The 21,949-nt window shown below is 75.1% G+C and carries 21 protein-coding genes; 4 read left to right on the top strand and 17 right to left on the bottom strand.

Annotation, left to right across the window (positions count from 1 at the left end; genetic code table 11):
* Nucleotides 1-72: 72 nt before the first annotated feature.
* Complete coding sequence (locus GKC29_RS24160) at nt 73-588, bottom strand: 2'-5' RNA ligase family protein (protein WP_155333007.1); 516 nt, start codon at nt 586-588, stop codon at nt 73-75.
* A 51-nt stretch (nt 589-639) separates the two neighbouring features.
* Nucleotides 640-1,686, bottom strand: a complete 1,047-nt coding sequence (locus tag GKC29_RS24155; protein ID WP_155333006.1) for an NAD(P)-dependent alcohol dehydrogenase — start codon at nt 1,684-1,686, stop codon at nt 640-642.
* Between the two features lie 125 nt (nt 1,687-1,811).
* Between GKC29_RS24155 and GKC29_RS24150 the strand changes: the two genes are divergently transcribed.
* Together GKC29_RS24150 and GKC29_RS24145 are read left to right on the top strand one after the other, a co-directional pair.
* Nucleotides 1,812-2,189: an SCP2 sterol-binding domain-containing protein gene (locus GKC29_RS24150; protein WP_155333005.1), complete on the top strand. Its 378-nt coding sequence runs from the start codon at nt 1,812-1,814 to the stop codon at nt 2,187-2,189.
* Complete coding sequence (locus tag GKC29_RS24145; RefSeq protein ID WP_155333004.1) at nt 2,186-4,252, top strand: glycogen debranching N-terminal domain-containing protein; 2,067 nt, start codon at nt 2,186-2,188, stop codon at nt 4,250-4,252. The genes GKC29_RS24150 and GKC29_RS24145 overlap by 4 nt, the downstream gene beginning before the upstream one ends.
* Nucleotides 4,253-4,268: 16 nt before the next feature.
* Here the strand turns inward: GKC29_RS24145 and GKC29_RS24140 are convergent, their stop codons facing one another.
* Both GKC29_RS24140 and GKC29_RS24135 read right to left on the bottom strand, forming a co-directional pair.
* Nucleotides 4,269-5,042: a hypothetical protein gene (locus tag GKC29_RS24140; RefSeq protein ID WP_155333003.1), complete on the bottom strand. Its 774-nt coding sequence runs from the start codon at nt 5,040-5,042 to the stop codon at nt 4,269-4,271.
* A gap of 120 nt (nt 5,043-5,162) precedes the next feature.
* Entirely contained in the window at nt 5,163-5,669 is a 507-nt protein-coding gene (locus GKC29_RS24135; RefSeq protein ID WP_155333002.1) for a DinB family protein, read from the bottom strand.
* Nucleotides 5,670-5,798: 129 nt separating this feature from the next.
* Between GKC29_RS24135 and GKC29_RS24130 the strand changes: the two genes are divergently transcribed.
* A complete protein-coding gene (locus GKC29_RS24130; protein ID WP_155333001.1) occupies nt 5,799-6,704 on the top strand; it encodes a DUF72 domain-containing protein in 906 nt (301 codons plus the stop codon).
* A gap of 92 nt (nt 6,705-6,796) precedes the next feature.
* Here GKC29_RS24130 and GKC29_RS24125 read toward each other — a convergent pair whose 3' ends face one another.
* The 12 genes from GKC29_RS24125 to GKC29_RS24070 all read right to left on the bottom strand — a co-directional run bounded on the left by GKC29_RS24125 (nt 6,797) and on the right by GKC29_RS24070 (nt 19,453).
* Nucleotides 6,797-7,159 carry a hypothetical protein gene (locus GKC29_RS24125; RefSeq protein WP_155333000.1) on the bottom strand — a complete coding sequence of 121 codons (363 nt, stop codon included), beginning with the start codon at nt 7,157-7,159 and terminating at the stop codon, nt 6,797-6,799.
* 213 nt (nt 7,160-7,372) lie between these two features.
* Nucleotides 7,373-7,999, bottom strand: a complete 627-nt coding sequence (locus tag GKC29_RS24120) for a hypothetical protein (protein WP_155332999.1) — start codon at nt 7,997-7,999, stop codon at nt 7,373-7,375.
* 120 nt (nt 8,000-8,119) lie between these two features.
* Complete coding sequence (locus GKC29_RS24115) at nt 8,120-8,974, bottom strand: alpha/beta fold hydrolase (protein ID WP_155332998.1); 855 nt, start codon at nt 8,972-8,974, stop codon at nt 8,120-8,122.
* Between the two features lie 53 nt (nt 8,975-9,027).
* Entirely contained in the window at nt 9,028-9,999 is a 972-nt protein-coding gene (locus GKC29_RS24110; RefSeq protein WP_155332997.1) for a glycosyltransferase family 9 protein, read from the bottom strand.
* Entirely contained in the window at nt 9,996-10,694 is a 699-nt protein-coding gene (locus GKC29_RS24105; RefSeq protein WP_155332996.1) for an SDR family oxidoreductase, read from the bottom strand. The genes GKC29_RS24110 and GKC29_RS24105 overlap by 4 nt, the downstream gene beginning before the upstream one ends.
* A 61-nt stretch (nt 10,695-10,755) precedes the next feature.
* Entirely contained in the window at nt 10,756-12,165 is a 1,410-nt protein-coding gene (locus GKC29_RS24100; RefSeq protein ID WP_155332995.1) for a PfkB family carbohydrate kinase, read from the bottom strand.
* Complete coding sequence (locus tag GKC29_RS24095; RefSeq protein ID WP_155332994.1) at nt 12,162-12,956, bottom strand: SIS domain-containing protein; 795 nt, start codon at nt 12,954-12,956, stop codon at nt 12,162-12,164. The genes GKC29_RS24100 and GKC29_RS24095 overlap by 4 nt, the downstream gene beginning before the upstream one ends.
* Entirely contained in the window at nt 12,956-14,173 is a 1,218-nt protein-coding gene (locus GKC29_RS24090; protein WP_155332993.1) for a glycosyltransferase, read from the bottom strand. The genes GKC29_RS24095 and GKC29_RS24090 overlap by 1 nt, the downstream gene beginning before the upstream one ends.
* The gene (locus GKC29_RS24085) at nt 14,158-15,141 is read right to left on the bottom strand and encodes a glycosyltransferase (RefSeq protein ID WP_155332992.1); all 984 of its coding nucleotides are present in this window, start codon (nt 15,139-15,141) and stop codon (nt 14,158-14,160) included. Before GKC29_RS24085 ends, GKC29_RS24090 begins: the two co-directional genes overlap by 16 nt.
* Before the next feature lie 27 nt (nt 15,142-15,168).
* On the bottom strand, nt 15,169-16,764 hold the full coding sequence (locus tag GKC29_RS24080) for an HAD-IIIA family hydrolase (RefSeq protein WP_230688789.1): 1,596 nt from the start codon (nt 16,762-16,764) through the stop codon (nt 15,169-15,171).
* A gap of 38 nt (nt 16,765-16,802) precedes the next feature.
* Nucleotides 16,803-17,804 (bottom strand): glycosyltransferase family 2 protein, encoded by a 1,002-nt coding sequence (locus GKC29_RS24075; protein ID WP_155332991.1) that lies wholly within the window; start codon nt 17,802-17,804, stop codon nt 16,803-16,805.
* The gene (locus GKC29_RS24070) at nt 17,801-19,453 is read right to left on the bottom strand and encodes a carbamoyltransferase C-terminal domain-containing protein (protein WP_155332990.1); all 1,653 of its coding nucleotides are present in this window, start codon (nt 19,451-19,453) and stop codon (nt 17,801-17,803) included. Before GKC29_RS24070 ends, GKC29_RS24075 begins: the two co-directional genes overlap by 4 nt.
* Before the next feature lie 231 nt (nt 19,454-19,684).
* On the opposite strand from GKC29_RS24070, the gene GKC29_RS24065 reads away from it, so the two are divergent.
* On the top strand, nt 19,685-20,287 hold the full coding sequence (locus tag GKC29_RS24065; protein ID WP_230688788.1) for a class I SAM-dependent methyltransferase: 603 nt from the start codon (nt 19,685-19,687) through the stop codon (nt 20,285-20,287).
* Between the two features lie 101 nt (nt 20,288-20,388).
* Here the strand turns inward: GKC29_RS24065 and GKC29_RS24060 are convergent, their stop codons facing one another.
* Nucleotides 20,389-21,648 (bottom strand): hypothetical protein, encoded by a 1,260-nt coding sequence (locus tag GKC29_RS24060; RefSeq protein ID WP_155332988.1) that lies wholly within the window; start codon nt 21,646-21,648, stop codon nt 20,389-20,391.
* Between the last annotated feature and the right edge of the window lie 301 nt (nt 21,649-21,949).

Below are 21,949 nucleotides of genomic sequence, written 5' to 3'. Positions count from 1 at the left end.
AAGGTGATGTCGTCCTTTATGGACGAATGCCGCGTTCCGGTGCGGCGGCCCGGCATCGGTCGGCGGTACCGATCACGGCAGCGGATGGGTGATGCCGCGTGCGTGGTCGGCGACCCCCGCGGCCACGACCGTCGCGCTGAGCGGAAGCATCTCCAGGCAGCGGCGGACGGCGGCGGCCAGCAACGTGTTCGGCACCCGCATGGACAGGGTGCAGTGCGGCACCCAGCGACCCGGCCGGTAGTGCTCGGCCAGCGTCACCCCGGCGCCAACCAGCCGGTCGTGCACCCGCCGGTGGTGCGCCAGCAGTTCGGTGGTCGGCGTGACACCCAGCCACAGCACCCGGCCGACGAACTGCCCGGCGTACTGGAAATCAAGGCGCAGCGGCTCCGCCACCACGCACCCGGCGAGAGCTCCGGCCACCTGCTCGGGGTCCAGCCGAGGCGCCACCGCGAGCGAGACGTGCGGGCGGTGCCGCTGCTCCAGCAGCGAGCGCATGCTCTGCACGCCCTCGGCCTCGAGCGCGTCCCAGAGCACCCGGATCCGCCGGCTGGCATCGGTGTCCAGGTAGAGCTCCAGCGCCGCGACCACGTGATCATCGTAGGGTGCGGCCCGCGTTTCCGGGCCGCGCGACCATCGTGCTCAGGGCACGACGACGGCGCGGCCCTCGAGCGTGCCGTCGGCCATCTTCCGGTACGCCGTGACCGCGTCCTCCAGCGCGTACGTGCTCGCCTTCGGCCGGACCAGCCCCCGCGCGCCCAGCTCCAGCACCTCGATCAGCTCCGGGCGGCTGCCCCAGTAGGTGGTCTGGATGCTCACCTCGTACGGCACCGAGAAGAACCCGACCGGCAGGGTGCCGCCCCCGAGGCCGACGATGGTCAGGTCCCCGACGGTCCGCGCGGCGGCGGCGCCGAGCGCCAGCGTCGCGTCCGCGCCGACGCAGTCGATGATCACGTCCGCGCCCCGGCCGCCGGTGGCCTTCCGGATCTCCTGGGCGGTGTCCGCCCCCGAGCGCAGGCTCAGGTCGGCGCCGCACTCATCGGCGAGCCGCAGCGCCCCGTCCCGGGTGTCCACCGCGATCACCCGGGCCGCGCTGGTGGCCTTGAGGATCTGCACGCCCACGTGCCCGAGCCCGCCGACCCCGATCACCACGGCAGTGCTGGTCGGCCCCAGCTTCGCCCAGGACCGGCGGATCGCGTGGTACGGGGTGAGACCGGCGTCGGTCAGCGGCGCCGCCCGCACCGGGTCGAGCCCGTCCGGCAGCGCAACGACGTGCCGGTCGTCCGGCACGAGCATGTACTCGGCCATGCCGCCGTCCAGACCGAGGCCGCCGCCCCCGCCCGGTACCGGCGCGCCGGCCGGGTTCTCGCAGTACGGGTCGACGCCCACCCGGCAGCGGGCGCACGTCCCGCAGCCCCACGGCCCGTAGACCGCCACCGGCTGCCCCACCTCGAGCCCGGTCACGCCGTCGCCGAGCGCGTGCACCCAGCCGGCGTTCTCGTGTCCCAGCGTGAACGGCGGGTTCCACGGCACCGCGCCGGCCTCGAAGTCGTGCATCAGGTGCAGGTCGGAGTGGCAGGCCCCGGCGGCGCCGACGCGCACCACCACCTGGCCCGGGCCGGGCGTCGGCTCGGGCACCTCGACCAGCTCGGGCTCGGACTTCCAGCCGGGCAACCGCAGTGCGCGCATCGGGTCCTCCTGTCCGTCGCGGCCCGTCTGCCCGCTCGGCGCGCCGTCAAACGGTTCACCCGCTCCGGGTGAACCGGCCTCACCCCGCGCCGTGTCAGCCTGCCAGGGACAGGAAGGAAGAGCGGATGACGACGCCTGCGGCGGACCTGTTGCGGCGGTTGGGGGACGGCATCCACCCGGACCTGCCCGAGACCACCGCCGGGACGGTACGCCTTGACGCCCGCGGCGACAGCCGCACGGAACACTGGTACCTGACCATCGCCGACCAGCGCGTCGCGGTGACCCGGAGCGCCGACGAGGCCGACCTGGTCGTGCGCGCAGACCGGTCGGTCTTCGACCGGATCGCCGCCGGGACGCTGCACCCGGCGGCGGCACTGGGCCGCAACGACCTGACCATTCGCGGTGACATCCGGCTGTTCATGATGCTCCGCCGGCTGTTCCCCGGCTCGCCCGGCGCACGCCACCCCCGTGACGTGGCGACCGGTACGCGGAGGCACCCGTGAGGCAGGAGCGGGTGCACGTGATGGCCGGCAACGCCTTCGCGATCAGCGACGCGCAGGGCGACATGGAGGTCGACCCCCGCACGCCGGTCGGGCTCTTCTCCTTCGACACCCGGTTCCTGGCGCACTGGGTGCTCCGGGTCGACGGGGAGCGGTTGCAGGCCCTGTCCCGGGACGACATGACGTACTTCGAGACCCGGTTCTTCCTCGTCCCCGGCACCGCCAGCCACTACGTCGACGCGGACGTGTCGGTGATCCGGCACCGGTCCCTCGACGACAGCTTCAACGAGAAGCTCACCGTGCTCAACCACTCCGCCGAGCCGGCCGACATGACGGTCCGGATGGAGATCGGCAGCGACTTCTCCGACGTGGCCGAGGTCGGCCGGCCGCGCGAGCGACCGGTCGAGGTCACCCCCGAGCCGGAGCGCCGGCAGCTGCGGCTCCGGTACCGCCGGGAACACTTCGACCGCGAGGCGATCGTGACCAGTACCGCGCCGGTCGAGGTCGACGACGCGGGGATGACGTTCCGGATCCGGGTGGCGCCCCGTGGGCAGTGGGAGACCGACCTGCACATCTGCATGACCGTGCGGGGCGAGGGCGGTCACGACATGCGCGCCGACCTGGAGACCCACCACCGCAACGTCCGCCGCAACATGCGCGACGACCTGCAGGCCTGGCTCGACCGGGCACCCACGCTGGTCGCCGAGAACGGCGCGCTGGCGGCGGCGTACGAGCGGTGCCTGACGGACCTCGCCGCCCTGCGCTACGAGCCGCTGTCGTCCACCCGGCGGGTCACGGTCGGTGGCCTGCCGTGGGCGATGACGCTGTACGGGCGGGACATCCTGGTGACCTGCCTCCAGACGTTGCCGTTCACGCCGGAGCTGACGCCGGTGGCGTTGCGCCTGCTCGCCCTGGTTCAGGGCGGCCAGCTGGACGACGTCCACGACGAGGAACCCGGCAAGATCCTCGCCGAGTTGCGCTACGGGGAGGCCGCCGCGTTCGGCGAGGAGCCGACCACCCTCTACTACGGCGCGGCCGACACCACGCCGCTGTTCGTGGTGCTGCTCGACGAGTACGAGCGCTGGTCCGGCGACGTCGCGCTGGTGCGGGAGCTGCGCCACCCGGCGCGGATGGCGCTGAACTGGATCGACGAGTACGGCGTGTCGACCGGCGACGGGTACGTCCGCTACCAGCGTCGCAACGATCGCAAGGGTCGGCTCAACCAGTGCTGGAAGGACTCACCGGACGCGATCACCGACCGGAACGGGCGGCAACCCGGCTTCCCGCGCGCGACCTGCGAGGTACAGGGCTACGCGTACGACGCGAAGCTGCGCGGCGCCCGTCTCGCCCGGAAGGTCTGGGGCGACCCCGCGTACGCGGACCGGCTCGAGCGGGAGGCGGCGGAGCTGAAGCGGCGGTTCAACGAGGACTTCTGGCTGCCCGAGCGGGGCTACTACGCGCTGACCCTCGGCCCCGACGGTGAGCCGGTCGACGCGCTCACCTCCAACATCGGTCACCTGCTGTGGAGCGGGATCGTTCCCGACGACCGGGCCGGTACGGTCGCCGAGCACCTCGTCGGCCCGGATCTCTTCTCCGGCTGGGGCGTGCGCACCCTCGCGGCCGGGCAGCACGTCTACAACCCGGTCGGCTCGCACCTCGGCGCCGTGTGGCCGTGGGACAACGCCCTGATCGCCGCCGGGCTGCGTCGGTACCGGTGCGACCGGGCGGCGGCGCGGATCGCGCAGGGGATGTTCGACATGGCCGAGACGGTCGGCGGGGCGGTGCCCGAGGTGGTCGCCGGCTACCCGCGCACCCTGACGAAGTACCCGGTCCAGCTTCCCATCGCCGGCCGCCCGCAGGCGTGGTCCTCCGGTGGCCTGCTGATGCTGCTCGCCACCGTCCTCGGGCTGGTCCCCAGCGGCGACAGCCTGCTGGTGAACCCGGCGCTGCCGGAGGGCTTCGGGCGGATCGAGCTGCTGGACGTCCCCGGCCGGTGGGGTCACGCCGACGCCTACGGCCGGGACCGCGCCGCGGGGGTGCGTGGGCACCGGCCCCGGCTGCGCTGACCCGGCCGGGGCCGCCTCACGTCGCGCCGTTGGGCGGTGACGGCTTGCCGGGCCCGTCGTCGCCAGGCGTCGGAACACCGGGCGCCGTGGGCTGCCCGGGCACGGCGGCGGGTGGCTGCGTCGCCCGGCCGGTGGGACGGGCGGTCGGCTGGTTGCGGTGCCGCCCGGTCGGGGTGGCGCTCGGGCCGTCGCTGGGCTTACCGGCCAGCACCCGGTCGCAGTAGCCGGTCACCTCGTCCCGCCCACCGGCCGCGGCGACGAGGTCGCCGAAGACGGGATTGTCCAGGGCCTGGCCGGGGTTGTCGCCGGCGCCGGCCCGGTACGCCCGGCACAGTCCCACCACCGAGGTGTCGGGATCGGGCCGGGCCGCCCCGCCGGTCGGGGGAGCGGGCCGCGGGCCGGTGCCGGTGGCGTCGGGCGTCGCCGGTGTCGACGGGGACGGCGTCACCGACGGCGTCGACGGGCGCAGCGGATTCGGCAGGGCGCCCCCGGCGGCGGCCAGCGCCGCCCCGCCGGTGCCCGCGAGCAGCAACCCGACCAGGGCCGCGCGCACCCCGAAGCCGGCGAGCGCGAAGCCCCGCCGACGCTCGGGAATCGCCACGGGGGTGCCGAGGAGCGCCATCTGGTACGCCCGCACCGCCGCGGCCTCCCCGGCCAGCTCGCCGGGCACCGGTGCGGCGCGGACCGCCGACAGGAACGGCACGAGGGCGTGCCACCGGTCCGTCGGGTCGACGGCGGTGCCGTCGAGCAGCCGCTCGACGGTGTCGGGGTCCATCCGGTGTGCAGTCATGTCGTGTCCCTCAGCGCCAACGAGCGCCCGGGCGTCACACGGGCAGAGAGTGACCTGGGACAACGACGGCGCACACCGGGTGCGCCGGACCGGAACGGCGGCCCGGGGCCGGGCTGCGGCTCAGCCCATCGTCTTGGCGCCGTCGATCGCCTCCCGGAGGATGTCGGCGTGCCCCGCGTGCTGGGCGGTCTCCGCGATGACGTGCAGCAGGACCCGGCGGACGCTCCAGCTCGCGCCGGGCTCGAACCACGGCGCCGACGGCAGCGGGTGGGACCCGTCCAGGTCGAGCGTGGTGACCAGCTCGTCGGTCCGGGCGGCCACCTCGGCGTACGCGTCGAGCAGGCCGGCGAGCGTCTCGCCCTCGGTCATCCGGAACTGGCCGAGCCAGTCCACCGGCTCGCTGGCCATCGCGTCGGCGCCGCCGACCGCGAAGCGCAGCCAGGCGGCCTCCGTGGTCGCCACGTGCTTGACGAGGCCGCCGAGGCACAGCTCGCTGACCGTGCTGCGCAGGGCGGCCTGCTCGTCGCTGAGGCCCTGCACGGTCTGCAGCAGGAAGCCGCGGTGGCGGCGCAGGCTCGCCAGCAGGTCGGCGCGCTCGCCGGTGACGGACGGTGCGGAAGCGGTCATGGCGGTCACCCTTCGCCGAAGTCGGGAACAGCCCCGACGATAGGTGCGAGCACCGACATTCTCCGCCGCCACGCTGCCGGTTTTCGCCCTGCGGTTGCCGGTTCGTCCGATCCGGGTTCCACTAACTACATGGGTGTCATCAAGGTCGGCACGGCGTCCTGGGCGGACCAGATGCTGCTGCGGTCCGGCTGGTATCCGCGGTCCGCCACCACCCCCGCCACCCGGCTGGCCCACTACGCCGGACGCTTCCCGCTCGTGGAGGTGGACACGTCGTACTACGCGGTGCCCGCACCGGAGACGACCCACGGCTGGGCCGCCGCGACGCCGGACGGCTTCACCTTCGACGTCAAGGCGTTCCGCCTGTTCACGGGGCACCCGACACCGGTCGACGCGCTCCCGGCCGACCTGCGCCCGGCGGGCGGCCCGGCCCGCGTCCGCCGCCGGGACCTGACGCCCGGGGCGTACGACGAGCTGTGGGACCGGTTCCGGGCGGCGCTGGACCCGCTCGCGGCGGCCGGGCGGCTCGGAGCCGTGCTGTTGCAGTTCCCGCCCTGGCTGGTCCACGGCGACGCCGCCCGGCGCCGGATCGCCGAGCTGGCCGTGCGGTGCCGGCCCTGGCCGGTCGCCGTGGAGCTCAGGCACGGCTCCTGGTTCGACGGCGCCACCGCCCTCGACACCCTCGCCTTCCTGCGCGAGCACGGCCTCGCGCACGTCACGGTCGACATGCCGCAGGGCCACCCCTCGTCGGTGCCGCCGATCCCGGTCGCGACCGCCGACCTCGCGGTGGTCCGCTTCCACGGGCACGGCACCGCCTGGGAGTCCGGCGACAAGCAGGAGAAGTTCCGTTACGCCTACGGTGAGCGGGAGCTGCGCCACTGGGCGGAACTGCTCGTCGAGCTGGCCGGGCAGAGCGCCGAACTGCACGCGCTGTTCAACAACTGCTGCGGCGACCAGGCGCAGCGCGACGCGGCCCGCCTCGCCGACCTGCTCGGCGTCGAGCCGGCCCGCCCGCCCGAGCCGGCCCGCTCCGGTTGACCGGTCTCCCCACCGGCCGGTCGGAGCCGCACCGGCTGGCAGCCGGGCGGCCCGTCACGTAAGCCCCGTCGTGCCCAGGCGGCGCGAGCGGGTCAGGAGCGCCGGCCGCGGGTGCGCAGCGCGTCCTCCGAGCGGATGTCGATGTCCGCGTCGTCGGGGAACGGTCGGCGTGACGGCGCCGGGTCCGGCGGCGCGCCGGGACCCGCCGTCGGCGTACGCGTCGGCTCGACCGACCCCAGGCCGTGCCGGCCGGCCCGCCCCGACGGTCCGGCCGGCGCACCGGCGCGGCGTTCACCGCGCCGCCCTTCGGGTACGGCGGTCTCCTCGCTGCCCTCGTCCATCGGATCGTGCTCGCCCGCGCCCCAGGGCGGGTCGGCGTCGAAACCGTCCCGGGTGACCCAGGGCGTGGCCGCCTCCGGCTGCCGTCCGTCGTCCCGCCCGCTGCTGCCCGTCATCGCCCACCTCGCTGGTTGGTCCGGCTACCCGGGCCGATTGCCCATCCCGGTCGTCGTCATGCCTTCGGGAACGTCGCACCCGCCGGAGACCGGGCTTCAGGAACGCCGCATGCCGCCGCGAACCGGCCTCCGGGAACCCGCGTCCGGCGCAAGATCGGCCGTGGGAAAGGCTGCGCGCCCCGCCAGGAAACCGGCGGGGCGCAGCGTCCCGTGTCAGCGGCCGGACGTCGCCATCCTGCGACCGGTCACGCCCGTCATCGCCATCTTGCCGATCCCCTTCATGGAGCCCAGCGACCCGGTCCGTCCGAGCATGCCCCGGAAGACCTGTCCGGGCTTCTGCTGCTCCCCCATGTACGAGGTGACCACGATCAGCGCCCCGGTCAGCGCCGGGACCGCCCACTGGAGCACCCTCATCTGCCGCTGGGCCGCCGCCACGTTCGAGGGCGTGGAGTGGTTCGGTTCGGTCGTGCCGTCGACCGGAGGATTGCCGGCCTTCTCCAGTTTCATACCGAGCAGCCGGCTGTAGCCGGTCACCGCGAGCGCGCTCACCGTCAGCGCGGTCTTCAGGCCGCTGGCCCGGCCCACTCCCGCCTGGGCCGCCACCCGTGGGCTCTCCGTCACCAGCTCACCGACCGCGCCGGCGAGGTGCGCGCCGATCGCCGCGGCGTTGACGGGCGTCCACTTGGCCCACCCGGCCGACGCCACCGGCAGTCGCTGGGTCGAGTCGCTGATCTGTGTCGCGCCGCCGTTGACCCCGAACGCTCCCATCAGGGAGCCCCCGAACCAGGCCGCCAGGCCCAGATCGTGCATCGAGCGCAGCGCGGTGTGCCGTTCGGACATCTGATCCCCTTCCACCGTGTCGGGCGGTGCGGCATACCCGCCGCCCGAGCCGCTAACCCCGTCCGTCGACCGCCGATACCTCGCGCGGTCACCGAAGCCGCCGCAGAAGGGGGGCGGGGGTCAGCCCTGCGGCAGGTCGGCGGCGAACCGGGCCACCCGGTCGGCCAGGGGAGCCGCCGCGCGTACCCAGGTGAAGTGGTCCATCCGGGCCCCGGCCTGCGCCGCCGTGTAGCGCTCGCGCACCACGGGCGCCGCGACGAGCTTGGCGCACAGGTGGTCGAGCGTCTCGTGCGGCGTGTACTGGTCGTCGTCGACGCTGACCGCCAGCACCGGGGTGCGGATCTCGCGGACGGCCGCCTCGGCGTCCACCCCGTCCAGCCGTGGGAAGCGGCCGGTCCGGGCGGTGTACGCCCAGTCGCGGATCACGCCGCGCGCCTGCCGGCCGCCGAACCCCCAGCCGGGCCACACGCCGAGCAACCGGGCGGTGGCGGCGATGCCCTGCGTGTACGGCAGGACGCCGTACCCCCGCGGGCCCGGGTAGCTGCGCCACCACGGCACCCCCACGGCGACCAGCGCCAGCCCGTCGACGTCGTGTCCCTCGTGCAGCGCGAGGTGCAACAGGGCCGCCTGACCGCCGAGGGAGTGACCGAGCAGGACGGTCCGCCGGCCGTCCCGGCGCTCCTTCAGCGCCGCGAGGACGGCGCCGACGTCGGTGGCCAGGTCGGCGTACCCGTAGCGGCAGGCGCGGCTCGGCGGTGGCGTGCTCGTGCCGGTGCCACGCAGGTCGGCGATCGCGACGGCCGTCCCGGCGGCGCGCAGGGCCGTGGCGAACGGCCGGTAGTAGCGGGCGGGGACCCCCATGGCGGGGGAGATCAGCACCAGGGTGTCGGCGCCGTCGTCCGGCTCGGGGTAGACCTGGAGGCCGAGACGCGCCCCGTCGACGTCGACGAACTCCTGCTGGTACTCCGCGTTCACGGTGCCAATCTACGGGCCTTGCCTACCGACGGGTAACCAGCGGGTGACGGCCGTCACCCGACCGGGAGCCACTCCGGCGACCGCGCCGGCGCCGGGACCGCTGCGCGGCGTTCGACCCGCTCCACCGCCGCGAGCACGTCCGGCACGTCGAGCGCCGCCAGCGCCGGATGCGGTACGCCGTCCGCCCGCCCGCCGTCGTCCGGACCGCGCCAGAGGACCTCGTGGCAGGTCCGGTCGGGTGGTGGGCCCCACTGGGCGGGTGGGACGGGGCCGAAGAGGAGGACCGACGGGGTGTGGTAGGCGGTGGCGAGGTGGGCGATGCCGGTGTCGCCGCTGACGAGGAGTCGGGCGTGGGCGACGAGGGCGGCGAGGTGGTGCAGGTCGGTACGGCCGGCGAGGATCGCGTGGTCGGGCAGTCCGGCGAGGTGGGCGATCTGCTGGGCCAGGCGCTGCTCCGCGCGGTTGCCGGTGACGACGACCCGGTGGCCGGTGGCGGTGAGGTGGCGGGCGACGGCGGCGAACCGCTCCGCCGGCCAGCGCCGGTGCGGCGCCTTCGCTCCGGGGTGGACGATCGTCACCCCGCCGGGCAGCGCCCCGGGGCTCGGCCGGGTCAGGGCCAGGTCGGTGCGGTCGGTGGGGATGCCGTACCAGGCGAGCAGCCGGCACCACCGGTCGACCTCGTGCTCGTCGGCCCGCCAGGGCGGGCCGTCGTGGTGGCCGGCGTCGGGGTTGGCGAAGGCGAGCAGCCGGCCGGGTCGGGTCGCGGTGAGCATGTGGTGCGACTGGGGGCCGCGCCCGTGCAGGTTCACCGCGACACCCGGTCGCCCGACCGACGTATCGAGGCGCCCGAGCCCATCGGCCGGCACCAGCCGGTCGACCGCGTCCACCAGGTCGACCAGCGGGGCCAGCCAGGCCGGGGCGGCCAGGGCGAGTTCCCGGTCGGGGTGGGCGCGGCGCAGGGCGCGCAGCGCCGGGACGGCGGTGGCGAGGTCACCGACGCCCAGGGCGCGCAGGACGAGGATCACGGGTACGACGACTCCTGCTCGGCGCAGACCACCATCTCGCGCACGGCGCAGCCGGCGGGCTGGGACAGGGCGAACAGCACCGCCGCGGCGGTGTCGGCGGGATCGTTGAGGATCGCCTCCGGCCCCGGCTTGTACCGCTCGTCCCGCTGGTCGAAGAACGCCGTGCGCATGCCACCCGGGATCAGCAGGGTCACCCCCACCGTGCCGGCCAGCTCCGCGGCCAGGGCGCGGGTGAACCCGACCACCCCGAACTTCGCCGCGCAGTACGCCGTGGCGTCACTGACCGCCTTCACCCCCAGCGTCGACGCCACGGTCACCACCGTGCCGTGCGCGGCCTCCAGTGCGGGCAGCGCGGCCCGCACCACCGCTGCCGTGCCGAGCAGGTTGATCGCGACGATCCGGTCCCAGGTCTCGCCCGGCACGTCCGCCAGCCGGCCCGGCACGTCCATTCCGGCCGCGGTGACCAGGCCGGTCAGCACGCCGCCGGCCTGCTCCAGCACCTGCCGGGTGGCCGCCTCGGCGGCCCGGGTGTCGGCCAGGTCGCACTCCACCCACGGCACCCCGTCCGCCGGGGGCTGGCGGTCCAGCACGTACGGCCGCCCGCCGGCCTTGGTGACCGCGGTGACCACCGCCGCGCCCAGCCCGCTCGACCCCCCGGTCACCAGGACCGCCGATCCGTTCAGCTCCCTGCTCATGCCCCCGCCTTCCCGGCGACGACCTGCGGCGCCACCGCACCGAGCCGGCTGATCCGCTCGCTCATGCTGCTCCCTTGATGAGTCGGTCACCGCGCTGTCGCGCGGCGGTGATGGTGGCCGTGGTGGACCGGCCGGCCAGGTAGGGCACCGTGACGATTCGGCCGCCCCAGCCGCGGACCAGTTCGGCCTCCGGCAGTTCCGGCGCCCCGTCGCCGGCGTAGTCGCCGCCCTTCACCCAGATGTCCGGGCGCAGTCGCGACAGCACGGCGTGGGGTGTGGGCTCGTCGAAGACCACCACCGTGTCCACGCAGTCCAGCGCGGACAGCAGCGCCGCCCGGTCGGTCTCCGTGTTGAGCGGCCGCTCCGGGCCTTTCAGCCCCCGGACGCTGCGGTCGGAGTTGAGGCAGACGACCAGCACGTCACCGAGCCGGCGGGCGGCCTGGAGGGTGGCGACGTGCCCGGCGTGCAGGATGTCGAAGCAGCCGCCGGTCGCGACGACGGTGCCGCCGTCGGCGCGTACCCGTGCCACGACCTGCTCGGCCGGGCCGGGCTCGGGCCGGACGGGCCGCTCCGGTTCGCGGTGCAGTCCGGCGGCGCCACCCGCCGCCACGTACGCCGACGCGGCGGCGACGGCCTCGCCGACCGCCTCGGAGACCAGCGCCCCGCCGGCGAGAGCGGCGGCGGCCGCCACGGCGAACCGGTCCCCGGCACCGCAGGTGTCCTCGACCTTCGCCACCGGGGAGGGCGGCGGCACGACCAGCGGGGTGCTGCCGGAGTGGCACAGCACCGCGCCCTCCGCGCCGGTCGTCACCGCCACCGCACCGACGCGCCAACGCCGCCGCAGCTCGTGCCCGGCCCGGGTGGCGGTCGACAGCGCCGGGCTGGCACCGGCGTCGCCGGTGAGCTGGCGCAGCTCGACCAGGTTCGGCGTGACGAGCCGGGCGCCCGGCACGGCCGCCGGCCCCTTCGGATGGGGGTCCCACACCACCGGGGCGGACGCCGCCGCCAGCGCGGCCCGCAGCGCCGGCTGCCGCAGCACGCCGCGTCCGTAGTCGCTGGCGAGGACGCCTCCGGCGGCGGCGATGACCGCCAGGGCCGCCTCGGGCGGTTCGGCCGGTGCCGTCGGCTCGCCGCCCCGGTCCAGCCGCAGCAGTGTCTGGCCGCCCGCCCGCAACCGGATCTTCTCGGGCGTGGCGCCCGGCATCCGCAGCGGGTAGACGCGCACCCCGGCGGCCGTGAGCAGTTCCGCCACGCGGGCCCCGGCCGGGTCGTCGGCGAGGGCGGTCACCAGGGCGACCTCGGTGCCCTGCGCGGCGGCGAGCAGCGCGGCGAGGCCCGCGCCGCCGGGCCGGTCGGTCGCCGACCGCTCGTCCAGCACCGGCACCGGGGCGTCCGGGCAGACCCGGCTGACGGTGCCGGCGACGTCGCGGTCCAGCAGCGCGTCACCGACGATCACCAGCGGCCCGCTCACCGGTCCGCCCCGTCCGTCCGGCCGGCGCCGTCGTGTCCGTTGGCCGTGTGCCCCGGTGGACCGTGTCCGTTCGCACCGTGCCCGGTCGGACCGTGTCCGTTCGCACCGTGTCCGTTGGCGCCGGGGCCGGTCGGGAGGCCGGCGGTGGCCAGCACGCGGCCGTCGACGAACCGCTCGGTACGCCCGCGCGGCGCTGGCACCCGAGGCACGTCCCGCACCAGCGGCAGTGCCCGGTCCACGTGTTCGCAGAGCACGTGGCTGGAGACCAGGTGCAGTTCCTGCACCACCTGGCTGTCCGGCGACGGCACCGCGAGGACGTCGTCGCAGAGGTCGGCGAGGGGGTTCGGGGTCGGGCCGGTGAAGGCCCAGCAGCGCAGGCCGGTGTCGTGGGCGGCGTGGGCGGCGTGCAGGAGGTTGGGGCTGGCGCCGCTGGTGGACATGAGCAGGAGGATGTCGCCGTCGCGGCCGTGGGCGCGGACCTGGCGGGCGAAGACCTCGTCGTAGCCGTAGTCGTTGCCGATGGCGGTGACGGCGCTGGTCTCGGCGTGCAGGGCGATGGCGGACAGGGGTTGGCGGTCGTCGCGGAGTTTGCCGACGAGTTCGGCGGTGAGGTGCTGCGCCTCGGCGGCGCTGCCGCCGTTGCCCGCCACGAGCAGGCGCCCGCCCCGCGCGAGCGTCCACGCCAGTTCCGTTCCCCAACCGGAGAGCCGCTCCGCCACCTGCCGGTACGGCAGCAGCGCCGCGGCCAGGTTCGCGAGGTGGCTGTCGAGGGTGGACAGGCCCGCCGTCATCAGGCCACCGCCGGGGTGGGACGGCCGGCGGCGGTCACCGCGGCGTACACGGCGCCGAGCTGTTCGGCGCAACGCTTCCAGGAGTACCGGCTGCGGATGCGGTCCAGCGCCGCCGTCGCGTACGCGAACCGGCGCACCTTGTCCGCGAGCAGGCGGCGGATCGCCGCGCCCAGCGCCCGGTGGTCCCGTGGCGGTACGAGGTCGCCGGTCAGGCCGGCGACGACCGTGTCGGAGATGCCGCCGACGTCCGTGCCCACCACCGGCACGCCGCAGGCCATGCCCTCCAGCGGGGTCAGCCCGAACGGCTCGTACCAGGGGGCGGCGACCAGCAGGTCGGCCGACCGGTACCAGCGGCCCATCTCCTCCCGGGGCACCGCGCCGACCAGCTTCACCCGGTCCGCCACCCCGCAGGACTCGGCGAGCGCGCCGAGCCGGCGGGCGAACGCGTCGGCCGGGAGCTGCTCGGCGGGGGGCCCGCCGACGATCACGCACTCGGCGTCCGGCACCGCGGGCATGGCCCGGACCACCTCCGGGAAGCCCTTGCGCTCGACCATCCGGCCGACCGTGATGATCCGTTGCCGGGCCGGGTCGCGCGGGGCGACCGGCCCGTCCGGGCGGAACATCTCCTGGTTGACGCCGGAGGGGACAAGCGCCATCCGGGACCGCGGCACACCCAGCCGGACCAGCTCGCCGATCTCGTCCTGGCACTGCACGATCACCCGGTCGGCGGCCCGCCCCAACGCCCGTTCGTAGCCGATCCGGCCCGGTGGGCTGGTGTCCCTGGCGCCCTGGTGCCGCTTCTTGACGGTGCCGAGCGCGTGGTACGTCAACACCACCGGCACCCGGGTCCGGCGGCCGGCGTGCAGGGTCGCCAGCCCGCTCATCCAGAAGTGCGCGTGCGCCACGTCCGGTGTCCAGTCCCCGTCGCGCCACTGGCCGGCGAGCCAGCGGCCGAACTCACCCATGTACGGCAGCAGGTCGTCCTTCGGCACCCGCAGCGCCGGGCCGGCCGGCACGTGGCACACCTGGTAACCGTCCGCCGTGGACACGGTGTCCGGCAGCGTGGTGGAGTCGCGGCGGGTGTAGACGCGGACGTCGTGCCCCTCGCCGACCAGCGCGGCGGCCAGTTCCGCCACGTGGGTGTTCTGCCCGCCCGCGTCCTCCTCGCCGAGAACAGCCAACGGGCTCGCGTGCTCCGAGATCATCGCGATGCGCATGTTTCCTCCTCCATCAGCCGGTCCCAGTCGGCGAGGAACCGTCCGAGCCCGAACCGTTCCTTCGCCACCTCGCGACCTCGCGCGCCCAACCGGGAGGCCGCGTCGCGGTCCGTCATCAACCACCGGGCGGCCTCGACGAGGGTGTCGACCCGGGTGGCGAGCACTCCCGCGTCGGCCGGCACCGCGTCCACGGCCTCCGTGGTGGCCAGGGCGATCACCGGCATGCCCATCGCCATCGCCTCGATCAGGCTGAGGCCCAGCGACGTCCACCGGCACAGGTGCAGGTACGCCCGCCGCCGAGCCACCTCGGCGTGCATCCGGTCCTGCGGCAGGTCGTCGTACCCGGTCACCGGAAGGTCGGGGAAACCGGCCCGGGCCAGCGCGTCGGGCAGCCCGGCCACCCCCATGCCGAACACGTCCAGCGGGCCGACCTCGGCGAAGCGCGGCATCAGGTCGGTGCCGGTGACCCGCCAGCGGCGTACCGGTTCGTTGGTCACGACGGCGAGCCGGTCCAGGCCGCCGCTCCACTCGACGTGCGGCGGCACGATGCCGTGCTCGATCACCGCGGTACGGGTGGCGCCGGTGTCCCAGAACAGCTCGTTGAAGTGGGTGACGTGGGCGACCAGCAGGTCCTCGCGGTCGGCCATCGGGTGGCGGGTGTTCGGAACGTCGCCCTTGGGCGTGTTGTGTTCGACGTAGATCGCCGGCACGTCCCGTCCCGGCCGCCGGCGGAGCCACTGCGCCGCGAGGTCGTACTCCTCGGGGCGTTGCAGGATCACCACATCCACCTCGGCGTTCGCCAGGTCCTGCGGGGTCACCTCCACCGCCCGGTCCGGCCAGGGGTAGGTGCGGGCCCGCCCGAGGCCGTACGGGCCCCGGTCGGGCGTGACCGGCACCAGGTAGCGGTGCCGGCCGTGGACGAAGGACGTCGTCCACGAGCCGTGCACGTGCCAGAGCAGGATGTTCATGCCTCTCCTCAGCGGGTGTCTCGGGGTTCAGCGGGACGGCACGAGCACGCGGACCGCGTCGACCACGTCACCGGGGTCGAGGCCGGCGAGACAGGGGTGGTCGGGTACCGGACAGGACGACGCGCGGGTGTTCCGGCAGCCGGCGGTGGCGTCGCCGAGGCGTACGGTCGGCACGCCCCACGGCCCCCACTGCCCGAACGGGACGGTCGGGGCGAACAGGCTGACCACGGGCGTTCCGACCGCCGCCGCCAGGTGGGCCGGGCCGGTGTTGCCCACCACCACCGCGCGGGCGCCGGCGAGCACCCGCGCCAGGCCGGCCAGCGGGGTACGGCCGCCCAGGTCGACGGCGCGGTCCCCGGCGACGTACGCGGTCAGCTCCCGCTCGTCCGGTGCGCCGGTGACCACCACCCGGTGCCCGGCGTCGGCGAGCGCGGCGACGACGTCGGCGCACCGCCGGGGCGGGCAGGCGCGCGCGGGCACCGACGCGCCGGGATGCACGACGACGTAGCCGGGCTCGGCCAGGGCCGGGTGCAGCGTCTCCACCGGGCTGTCGCACCGGTCGACGCGCAGCCGGAGGGCGGGTTCGTCGTCGGCGGGCAGGGCGTAGCCGGCGGCGGCGGCGAGGGAGAGGGCGCGTTCGGGTTCGGGTACGCCGGTGGGGACGCGGTGGCGCACGTCGAGCAGGGCGCCGGGGTAGTCGTCGCTGATCGCCGAGATCCGGTGGACACCGATGGTGCGTAGCAGCAGGGCCAGGGGTAGCGGTGACTGGTGGTAGCTGGTGAAGATGACCGCTTCGTCGGCGGCGACGGCGGCGAGGGTGGTGGTGAGGGTGGTGATGTCGTCGGGGTCGACGGGGTCGGGGTGGGGGTCGATCCAGGGCAGGCGGTGTTCGATGATGGCGTCGACGCCGGGTAGCAGGTCGGCGGCGGCGCGGCCGCGGGGCCCGCACAGCAGCACCACGCGGTCGGCGTGTGCGGCGACGGCGCGGATGCCGGGTCCGGTGACGAGGACGTCGCCGGCGGAGTCGGACCGCACGACCAGCACCGTGCCGGCGCGGCGGGGCTCGCGGGGCACGACGGCGGCCTGCCGGCGCAGAATCTCCGTGACCGCGGCGGGGAGATCCGGCGCGACCCAGCCGGCGGCGTCGATCTCCTCGGGGCGGGTCACCGGCGTGGGCACCAGCACCGCCTGCGCCCCCGCCGCCAGAGCAGCGGTCACGTCCCGACCGATGTCACCGACCAGCACACACCGCCGCGGCACCGTACCCAACTCCCGGGCGGCGGCGTGCACCAGACCCGGAGCCGGTTTACGGCAGCCACACCCGTCGGCGTCGTCGTGCGGACACACCAGCCACGCGTCGAACGGCCCCAACAACTCCTCGACCCGGGCGTGCACCGCCCGCATCTGCGCCTCGTCGAACAACCCCTTCGCCAGCCCCGACTGGTTCGTCACCACCGCCAGCCGCAGACCCGCCGCCCGCAACGCGTCCAACGCCGCCCGCGCACCCGACACCGGCCGCACCTTCTCCGGGTCCCCGTTGTACGGCACGTCCTCGACCAACGTCCCGTCCCGGTCCAGCAACACCGCATCGAACAGGCGCGGACCACCCGGATTGATTTCCATGCGGCATCTGTTGCCCGTGGCAAGTGATGGCTGAAACATCACCCGGCCGCCTGGCGACGTTCGCCACGCGCGCGCCACCAGCCGCGTAGCCAGTGCGTCACCGCCAGCGGAGGGATCAGAGCGCTGGTCAACAGCATCGTGGTCACCTCGTCGGCGGTGCGCGGCCCGGGCGCGACGCGAGCACGGGCGAAGTCCGCCGTACCCGCCGCCCAGGCCGCCGCGCCGGCCGCCGCGACCACGCCGAGCAGCCGCCGGCGCGTACCCGTGGTGGTGCGCGACAGCGCGGCGGCGACCACCGCGACGGCGCCGGCGGCGGTGACCGCGACGTGCCGGGGCCGGCGGCCCGGCGGCAGGTCCAGGTCCGCGCGCCAGGTCGGCCCGTACAGGCGGCGCAGCAGCGCGTCGTCGGCGTTGCCGCGCTGCACACGCAGGCTGACCCAGCGGTCCTCGGGGCGTACCGGATGGGTCACCGACCGCTGCCCGCGGACCAGGTCCCAACCCGCCCGCCGGACCCGGTGGGCCAGCTCGGCATCCTCCCGGTAGGCCCGCGGGAACCGCTCGTCGAGCCCGCCGACCGCGGCCAGCGCCGCCCGCCGGTACGCCATGTCGGCGGTGATCCACGCGCTGACGGCGAGCCCGGCGGTCCCACGCTCCCAGTCCGTGGGGCGGCGGTCCGCCGGCAGCGGCACCTCGACGCGGCCCTGCACACCGCCGACGCGGTCACCGACCGCGAGGTCCGCGACCAGCCGGCGGGCCCAGTCGGCCGCCGGCACCACGTCGTCGTCCAGGAAGACGATCCAGGGGGAGCGGGCAACGCGCCAGCCCAGGTTGCGGGCCGCCGCCGGCCCCGCGCCGGGCCCGGTCAGCACCTTCGCGTACGCGGACAGCGCCCCCGGCACCGCCAGCTCACCGGCGGCGTCGCCGCGGTCGTCGACCAGCAGGATCTCCGGGTCGGGCAGCTCGCCGACCTGTGCCGCGAGCGCGTCGAGGAGCACCGCGAGGCTCGGCCGGCCGAGCGTCGGCACCACGACGCTGATCACCGGCCACCGCCCAGCGCGCCACGCCGCACCGCGAACGGGCCCATCGCCAGCAGCTCCACCGGTGCGGAGCCGAACAGCTCCATCGCCTCGCGGGGCGTGTCGACCATCGGCCGACCGGCGGTGTTCAGCGACGTGTTCACCACCACCGGCAGCCCGGTGAGCCGTTCGAACCCGGCCAGCATCTCCGCGACCAGCGGTTCGGTGTCGGCGTGCACGGTCTGCACCCGGGCGGTGCCGTCGACGTGGGTGACCGCCGGGATGCGGTCCCGCCACTCCGGCTTCACGTTGTGGACGAAGAGCATGTACGGGCTGGGGAAGACCCCCTCGAAGACCTCGGCGGCCCGCTCGGCGCGGACCATCGGGGCGATCGGGCGGAACTGCTCGCGACCCTTCACGTCGTTCATCCGGGCGGTGGTGGCCGGGTCACCGGGGTGGGCGAGCAGCGACCGGTGGCCGAGGGCCCGCGGGCCGTACTCGCTGCGCCCCTGGTACCAGGCGACGATGCCGTTGTCGGCGAGGACCCGGGCGGCCTCGGCGGCGATCGAGTCGGGCCGGAAGTAGGGCAGGGCGGCCCGACGCAGCTCGGCCTCCAGCTCCTCGTCCGACCAGCCACGACCCAGGTCCGCGCCGCCCATCGGCACCGGCCGGTCACCGAGGTCGCGGGCCACGTGCAGGGCGGCGCCCAGCGCCGTACCCGAGTCGCCGGCCGCCGGCTGCACCCAGACGTGCCGGAACGGGCCCTGCGCGGCCAGGCGTGCGTTCGCGACGCAGTTCAGGGCCACCCCGCCGGCCATCGCGATGGTGGAGGCGCCGCCGGACGCGTCGTACACCCAGCGGGCCAGGTCGAGGACGACCTCCTCCAGCCGGGCCTGCACACTGGCGGCCAGGTCGGCGTGGTCGCCGGTCATCTCACCGTCGGCGGTACGCGCCTTCGCCAGGCTCGCCCAGTCGATGCGCTCGACGGTGAAGCCGCCCTCCGGGGTGACCCGGATCAGGTCGCGGAGCAGGCCGAGGTGCTTCGGCTCGCCGTACGACGCCAGCGCCATCACCTTGTACTCGTCGCTGGAGTGCAGGAAGCCCAGGTGACGGGTCAGGTCCTCGTAGAGCAGGCCGAGGGAGTGCGGCAGCTCCTGCGCGTACAGGGGCTTGAGCCGGCCGTCGGCGTAGACCCCGGCGAGGTGGCTGGCCACCTCGCCGCGCCCGTCGAGGACCAGCACGGCGGTGTCGTCGCCGCCCGGTGGGGCGGCCAGCCCGGCGGAGGCGGCGTGCGCCACGTGGTGCGGGACGAACCGCACCTTCGCCGGGTCGAGGCCGGGCAGGGCAGCGGCGAGGAACTGCGGGGCGCGCTGCGCGTACTCGACGCGCAGCCAGTCCCAGGGGTCGGCGAGCCCGAGGCTCTCCGCCGGGCGGCACAGGCCCGGGTCGAACGAGTAGGCGACGGCATCGAGGTCGTCGACGTCCAGCCCGGCGCTGGCCAGGCACCAGGCGGCGGAGAGCTCCGGAAGCTCCCACGCGGAGAAGGGCACGGGACGCTTCCCGTGCTTGCGACGGCTGAACCGCTCCTCTTCGGCAGCGGCCACCACCCGGCCGTCGGCCACGAGGGCTGCCGCCGGATCGTGGAAGATCGCGTTGATTCCAAGGACCCGCATGACAGGTCCCCTACCCTCGGCTTCTCCCGCTAACCTGTAGGTCATCGTCTTCTCCGGACTGCCGGTCCGTCGCGTGTGGAGGCCGGTTGACGCATGGTCACATCCGGTCAGCAGGCGGTGACCGGAGTGCCTGGTCGCCGCGGGCTACCGTTACGGAGGTCCGGTCACGCTCCGCCCGTCGACGTCCGGAGGGGTTCGATGTCCCGCTACTCCCGTCCACTCTTCGCCCGGATGTATCCACGAGCGACGGACGCGATGGACCGCGCCGGGGTGGCCGTGCACCGGCGCCGGCTGGTCGCCGGCCTGAGCGGCCGGGTGGTCGAGGTGGGCGCGGGCAACGGCCGCGCCTTCGCGCACTACCCGCCGGCCGTCGGCCACGTGCTGGCCGTCGAACCCGAGCCCCGGCTGCGGGCGGCGGCGCGCGTCGCCGCCGCGTCCGCCCCCGTGCCGGTGGAGGTGGTCGACGGGACCGCCGAGGACCTCCCGGTGGCGGACGGGACCGCTGACGCCGTCGTCCTGTCCCTGGTGCTCTGCTCGGTCGCCGACCAGGCCGCCGCGCTGCGTGAGGCCCGCCGGGTCCTGCGGCCGGGCGGGCAGGTGCGCTTCTTCGAGCACGTACGCGCGCAGAGCCCCGGCCTGCGCCGGGTGCAGCGGGTGGTCGACGCGACCGTCTGGCCGCTGGTGTGCGGCGGCTGCCACACCGGCCGCGACACGGCGGCGGCGATCCGGGAGGCCGGTTTCCACATCACCCAACTGGACCGCTTCCCGTTCCCGGAGACGGCGGTCCCGCTGCCGGCCACCCCGCACGTGCTCGGCACCGCAGTACGCCGGTGACCGCGCCTTCGGGTCGCGTTGGTCATGAGGTCGGCGGGGTTTCCGCGATCGACGTCGCCGCCAACCTCATGACCAACGTGTTTCCGGGGTGGCAGTGAGCGTCAGGAGACGGTGATCGAGCCGTCCGGGTTGCGGACGCAGGAAACGTTCCGGGCGGCGGTGGTGGCGGCGCCAGTCAGGCACCGGCCCAGCACCTGGTGACCGGCGGCGTTCGGATGCCACGACTCCTGGCAGGTCTGGAAGTACGTCACGCACACGTTCGCGATGCGCTGGATGGCGATCTTGTCGTACCCGGAGAGGCTGGTGACGAAGACGCCGGTCGGCGGGTCGTCCTGGAGACGGATCGGGGTGGCCAGGGCGCCCGTCGGGCTGGCGGCCGTCTCGCAGAGCCGGGCGCCGTCGAACGCCCGCTGCACGTTCAGGTAGACCAGGTCGGCGCCGGGGAACTCGGCGGCGACAGCGTCGCGCGTGGACCTCACCAGCGTGCCGAGCCCCTGGGAGAAGCGGTGACCCGGCGGCAGGCTGGCACGGTGGATCGGGCAGCCGGCCGCGTACCGTTCGGCGCCCAGCGCGCGGAACTTGTCCCGGGTGTCGTCCCGGCTGTCCTCGGTGTGGAAACTCGGGTACAGGTCCAGCGGCAGCGGGTTGGTGTAGTCCTGGAACACGACCCGGTGCTGGCCGTCCGCGTCGATCTCGCGGAGCGTGGCGAGGAGTTGGCGTACCGCGGCGACGGTCTCCGCGGTCGCGGCGTCGAACTGCGCCGCCGTGGCCAGGTCGGCGTCCGCGCAGGGCTTCTGCTCCACCGGCCCGTTCAGGTACGCCCAGAACTCCCACCAGCCGGTCCACGCGTCCGCGATGAACCGGTTGGCGCACTTCTCGGCCACGTCGCCGAAGGTGAAGGAGCTGTTGTTCGACCCGAGGCCCAGCAGGACCACGTCGATGTCGTGGGTGCGCCCCACCGCCCGGAGCTGGTCGAGCTGCGCCGCGACCTGCCGCCCGTTGGCGCGGGCCGACGAGGCGGCGGCGATGTCGTGCGGCTGGCCCCCGGAGCACGCCAGGTTGAACCGGTCCTGGATGCCGGGGAGGCTCGCCTGGTGCAGTGAGGCGTTCGCCGAGCGGTGGCAGAAGTACGCGTTGCTGTTCGCCGCCCGCCAGCCGGGGAAACCCTGGGCGGTGCCGTTGACGTCGACCACCGCCGTGTACGCCCCGGCGCCCTCACCGCTGACGAAGCTGTCCCCGAGCGCCACGGCGGCGGTGGGGAGCGCCGCGGTCGCCGGCGCGGTCGCCACGACCGCCGTGGACAGTGCCGCCGTGACGACGGCGAGCCCCGCCGCGAGGACTGTACGCCGCAACCTGGACATGGCGCCCCCATCCGTCCATGGAAATGTGAAAGATCCTCTGGGTCTGCGATCAGATCACCTTCACGTGACGGACGTCAATGGGATGTCACGACTTCGTTCCTCGGCAGACACGTCCGGTCGCTCTCGCGCCCCCGTCCGTGCCGGGCTGAGGCCGCGGCTGACCTGGGCTGGAGTTCGCCCGTGTGCCGAATTGGGGTTCGTCGGTGGGTTGGGCTCTGTTGGTGGTTGCGGTGGTGGGGTGGGGCCCGCCGTGCCCGGCTCCGGGCGGTCAGGCTTGATCCCTGCGCCGGGCACGGCGGGC

The sequence above is a fragment of the Micromonospora sp. WMMC415 genome (assembly GCF_009707425.1).
Lineage (GTDB): Bacteria > Actinomycetota > Actinomycetes > Mycobacteriales > Micromonosporaceae > Micromonospora.
The sequence above is the reverse complement of the archived record's forward strand: the minus strand, read 5'-3'. Positions and strand labels throughout refer to the sequence as shown.

Bases quoted from the DNA above. Each gene is read 5' to 3' on its own strand.
- GKC29_RS24130 (WP_155333001.1), top strand. From the start codon at position 5,799: ATGGGTGTCATCAAGGTCGGCACGGCGTCCTGGGCGGACCAGATGCTG.
- GKC29_RS24090 (WP_155332993.1), bottom strand. From the start codon at position 14,173: ATGCGCATCGCGATGATCTCGGAGCACGCGAGCCCGTTGGCTGTTCTC.
- GKC29_RS24095 (WP_155332994.1), bottom strand. From the start codon at position 12,956: ATGACGGCGGGCCTGTCCACCCTCGACAGCCACCTCGCGAACCTGGCC.
- GKC29_RS24105 (WP_155332996.1), bottom strand. From the start codon at position 10,694: ATGAGCAGGGAGCTGAACGGATCGGCGGTCCTGGTGACCGGGGGGTCG.
- GKC29_RS24140 (WP_155333003.1), bottom strand. From the start codon at position 5,042: ATGACTGCACACCGGATGGACCCCGACACCGTCGAGCGGCTGCTCGAC.
- GKC29_RS24080 (WP_230688789.1), bottom strand. From the start codon at position 16,764: ATGGAAATCAATCCGGGTGGTCCGCGCCTGTTCGATGCGGTGTTGCTG.
- GKC29_RS24155 (WP_155333006.1), bottom strand. From the start codon at position 1,686: ATGCGCGCACTGCGGTTGCCCGGCTGGAAGTCCGAGCCCGAGCTGGTC.
- GKC29_RS24070 (WP_155332990.1), bottom strand. From the start codon at position 19,453: ATGCGGGTCCTTGGAATCAACGCGATCTTCCACGATCCGGCGGCAGCC.
- GKC29_RS24120 (WP_155332999.1), bottom strand. From the start codon at position 7,999: ATGTCCGAACGGCACACCGCGCTGCGCTCGATGCACGATCTGGGCCTG.
- GKC29_RS24085 (WP_155332992.1), bottom strand. From the start codon at position 15,141: ATGAACATCCTGCTCTGGCACGTGCACGGCTCGTGGACGACGTCCTTC.
- GKC29_RS24060 (WP_155332988.1), bottom strand. From the start codon at position 21,648: ATGTCCAGGTTGCGGCGTACAGTCCTCGCGGCGGGGCTCGCCGTCGTC.
- GKC29_RS24065 (WP_230688788.1), top strand. From the start codon at position 19,685: ATGTATCCACGAGCGACGGACGCGATGGACCGCGCCGGGGTGGCCGTG.
- GKC29_RS24125 (WP_155333000.1), bottom strand. From the start codon at position 7,159: ATGACGGGCAGCAGCGGGCGGGACGACGGACGGCAGCCGGAGGCGGCC.
- GKC29_RS24150 (WP_155333005.1), top strand. From the start codon at position 1,812: ATGACGACGCCTGCGGCGGACCTGTTGCGGCGGTTGGGGGACGGCATC.
- GKC29_RS24135 (WP_155333002.1), bottom strand. From the start codon at position 5,669: ATGACCGCTTCCGCACCGTCCGTCACCGGCGAGCGCGCCGACCTGCTG.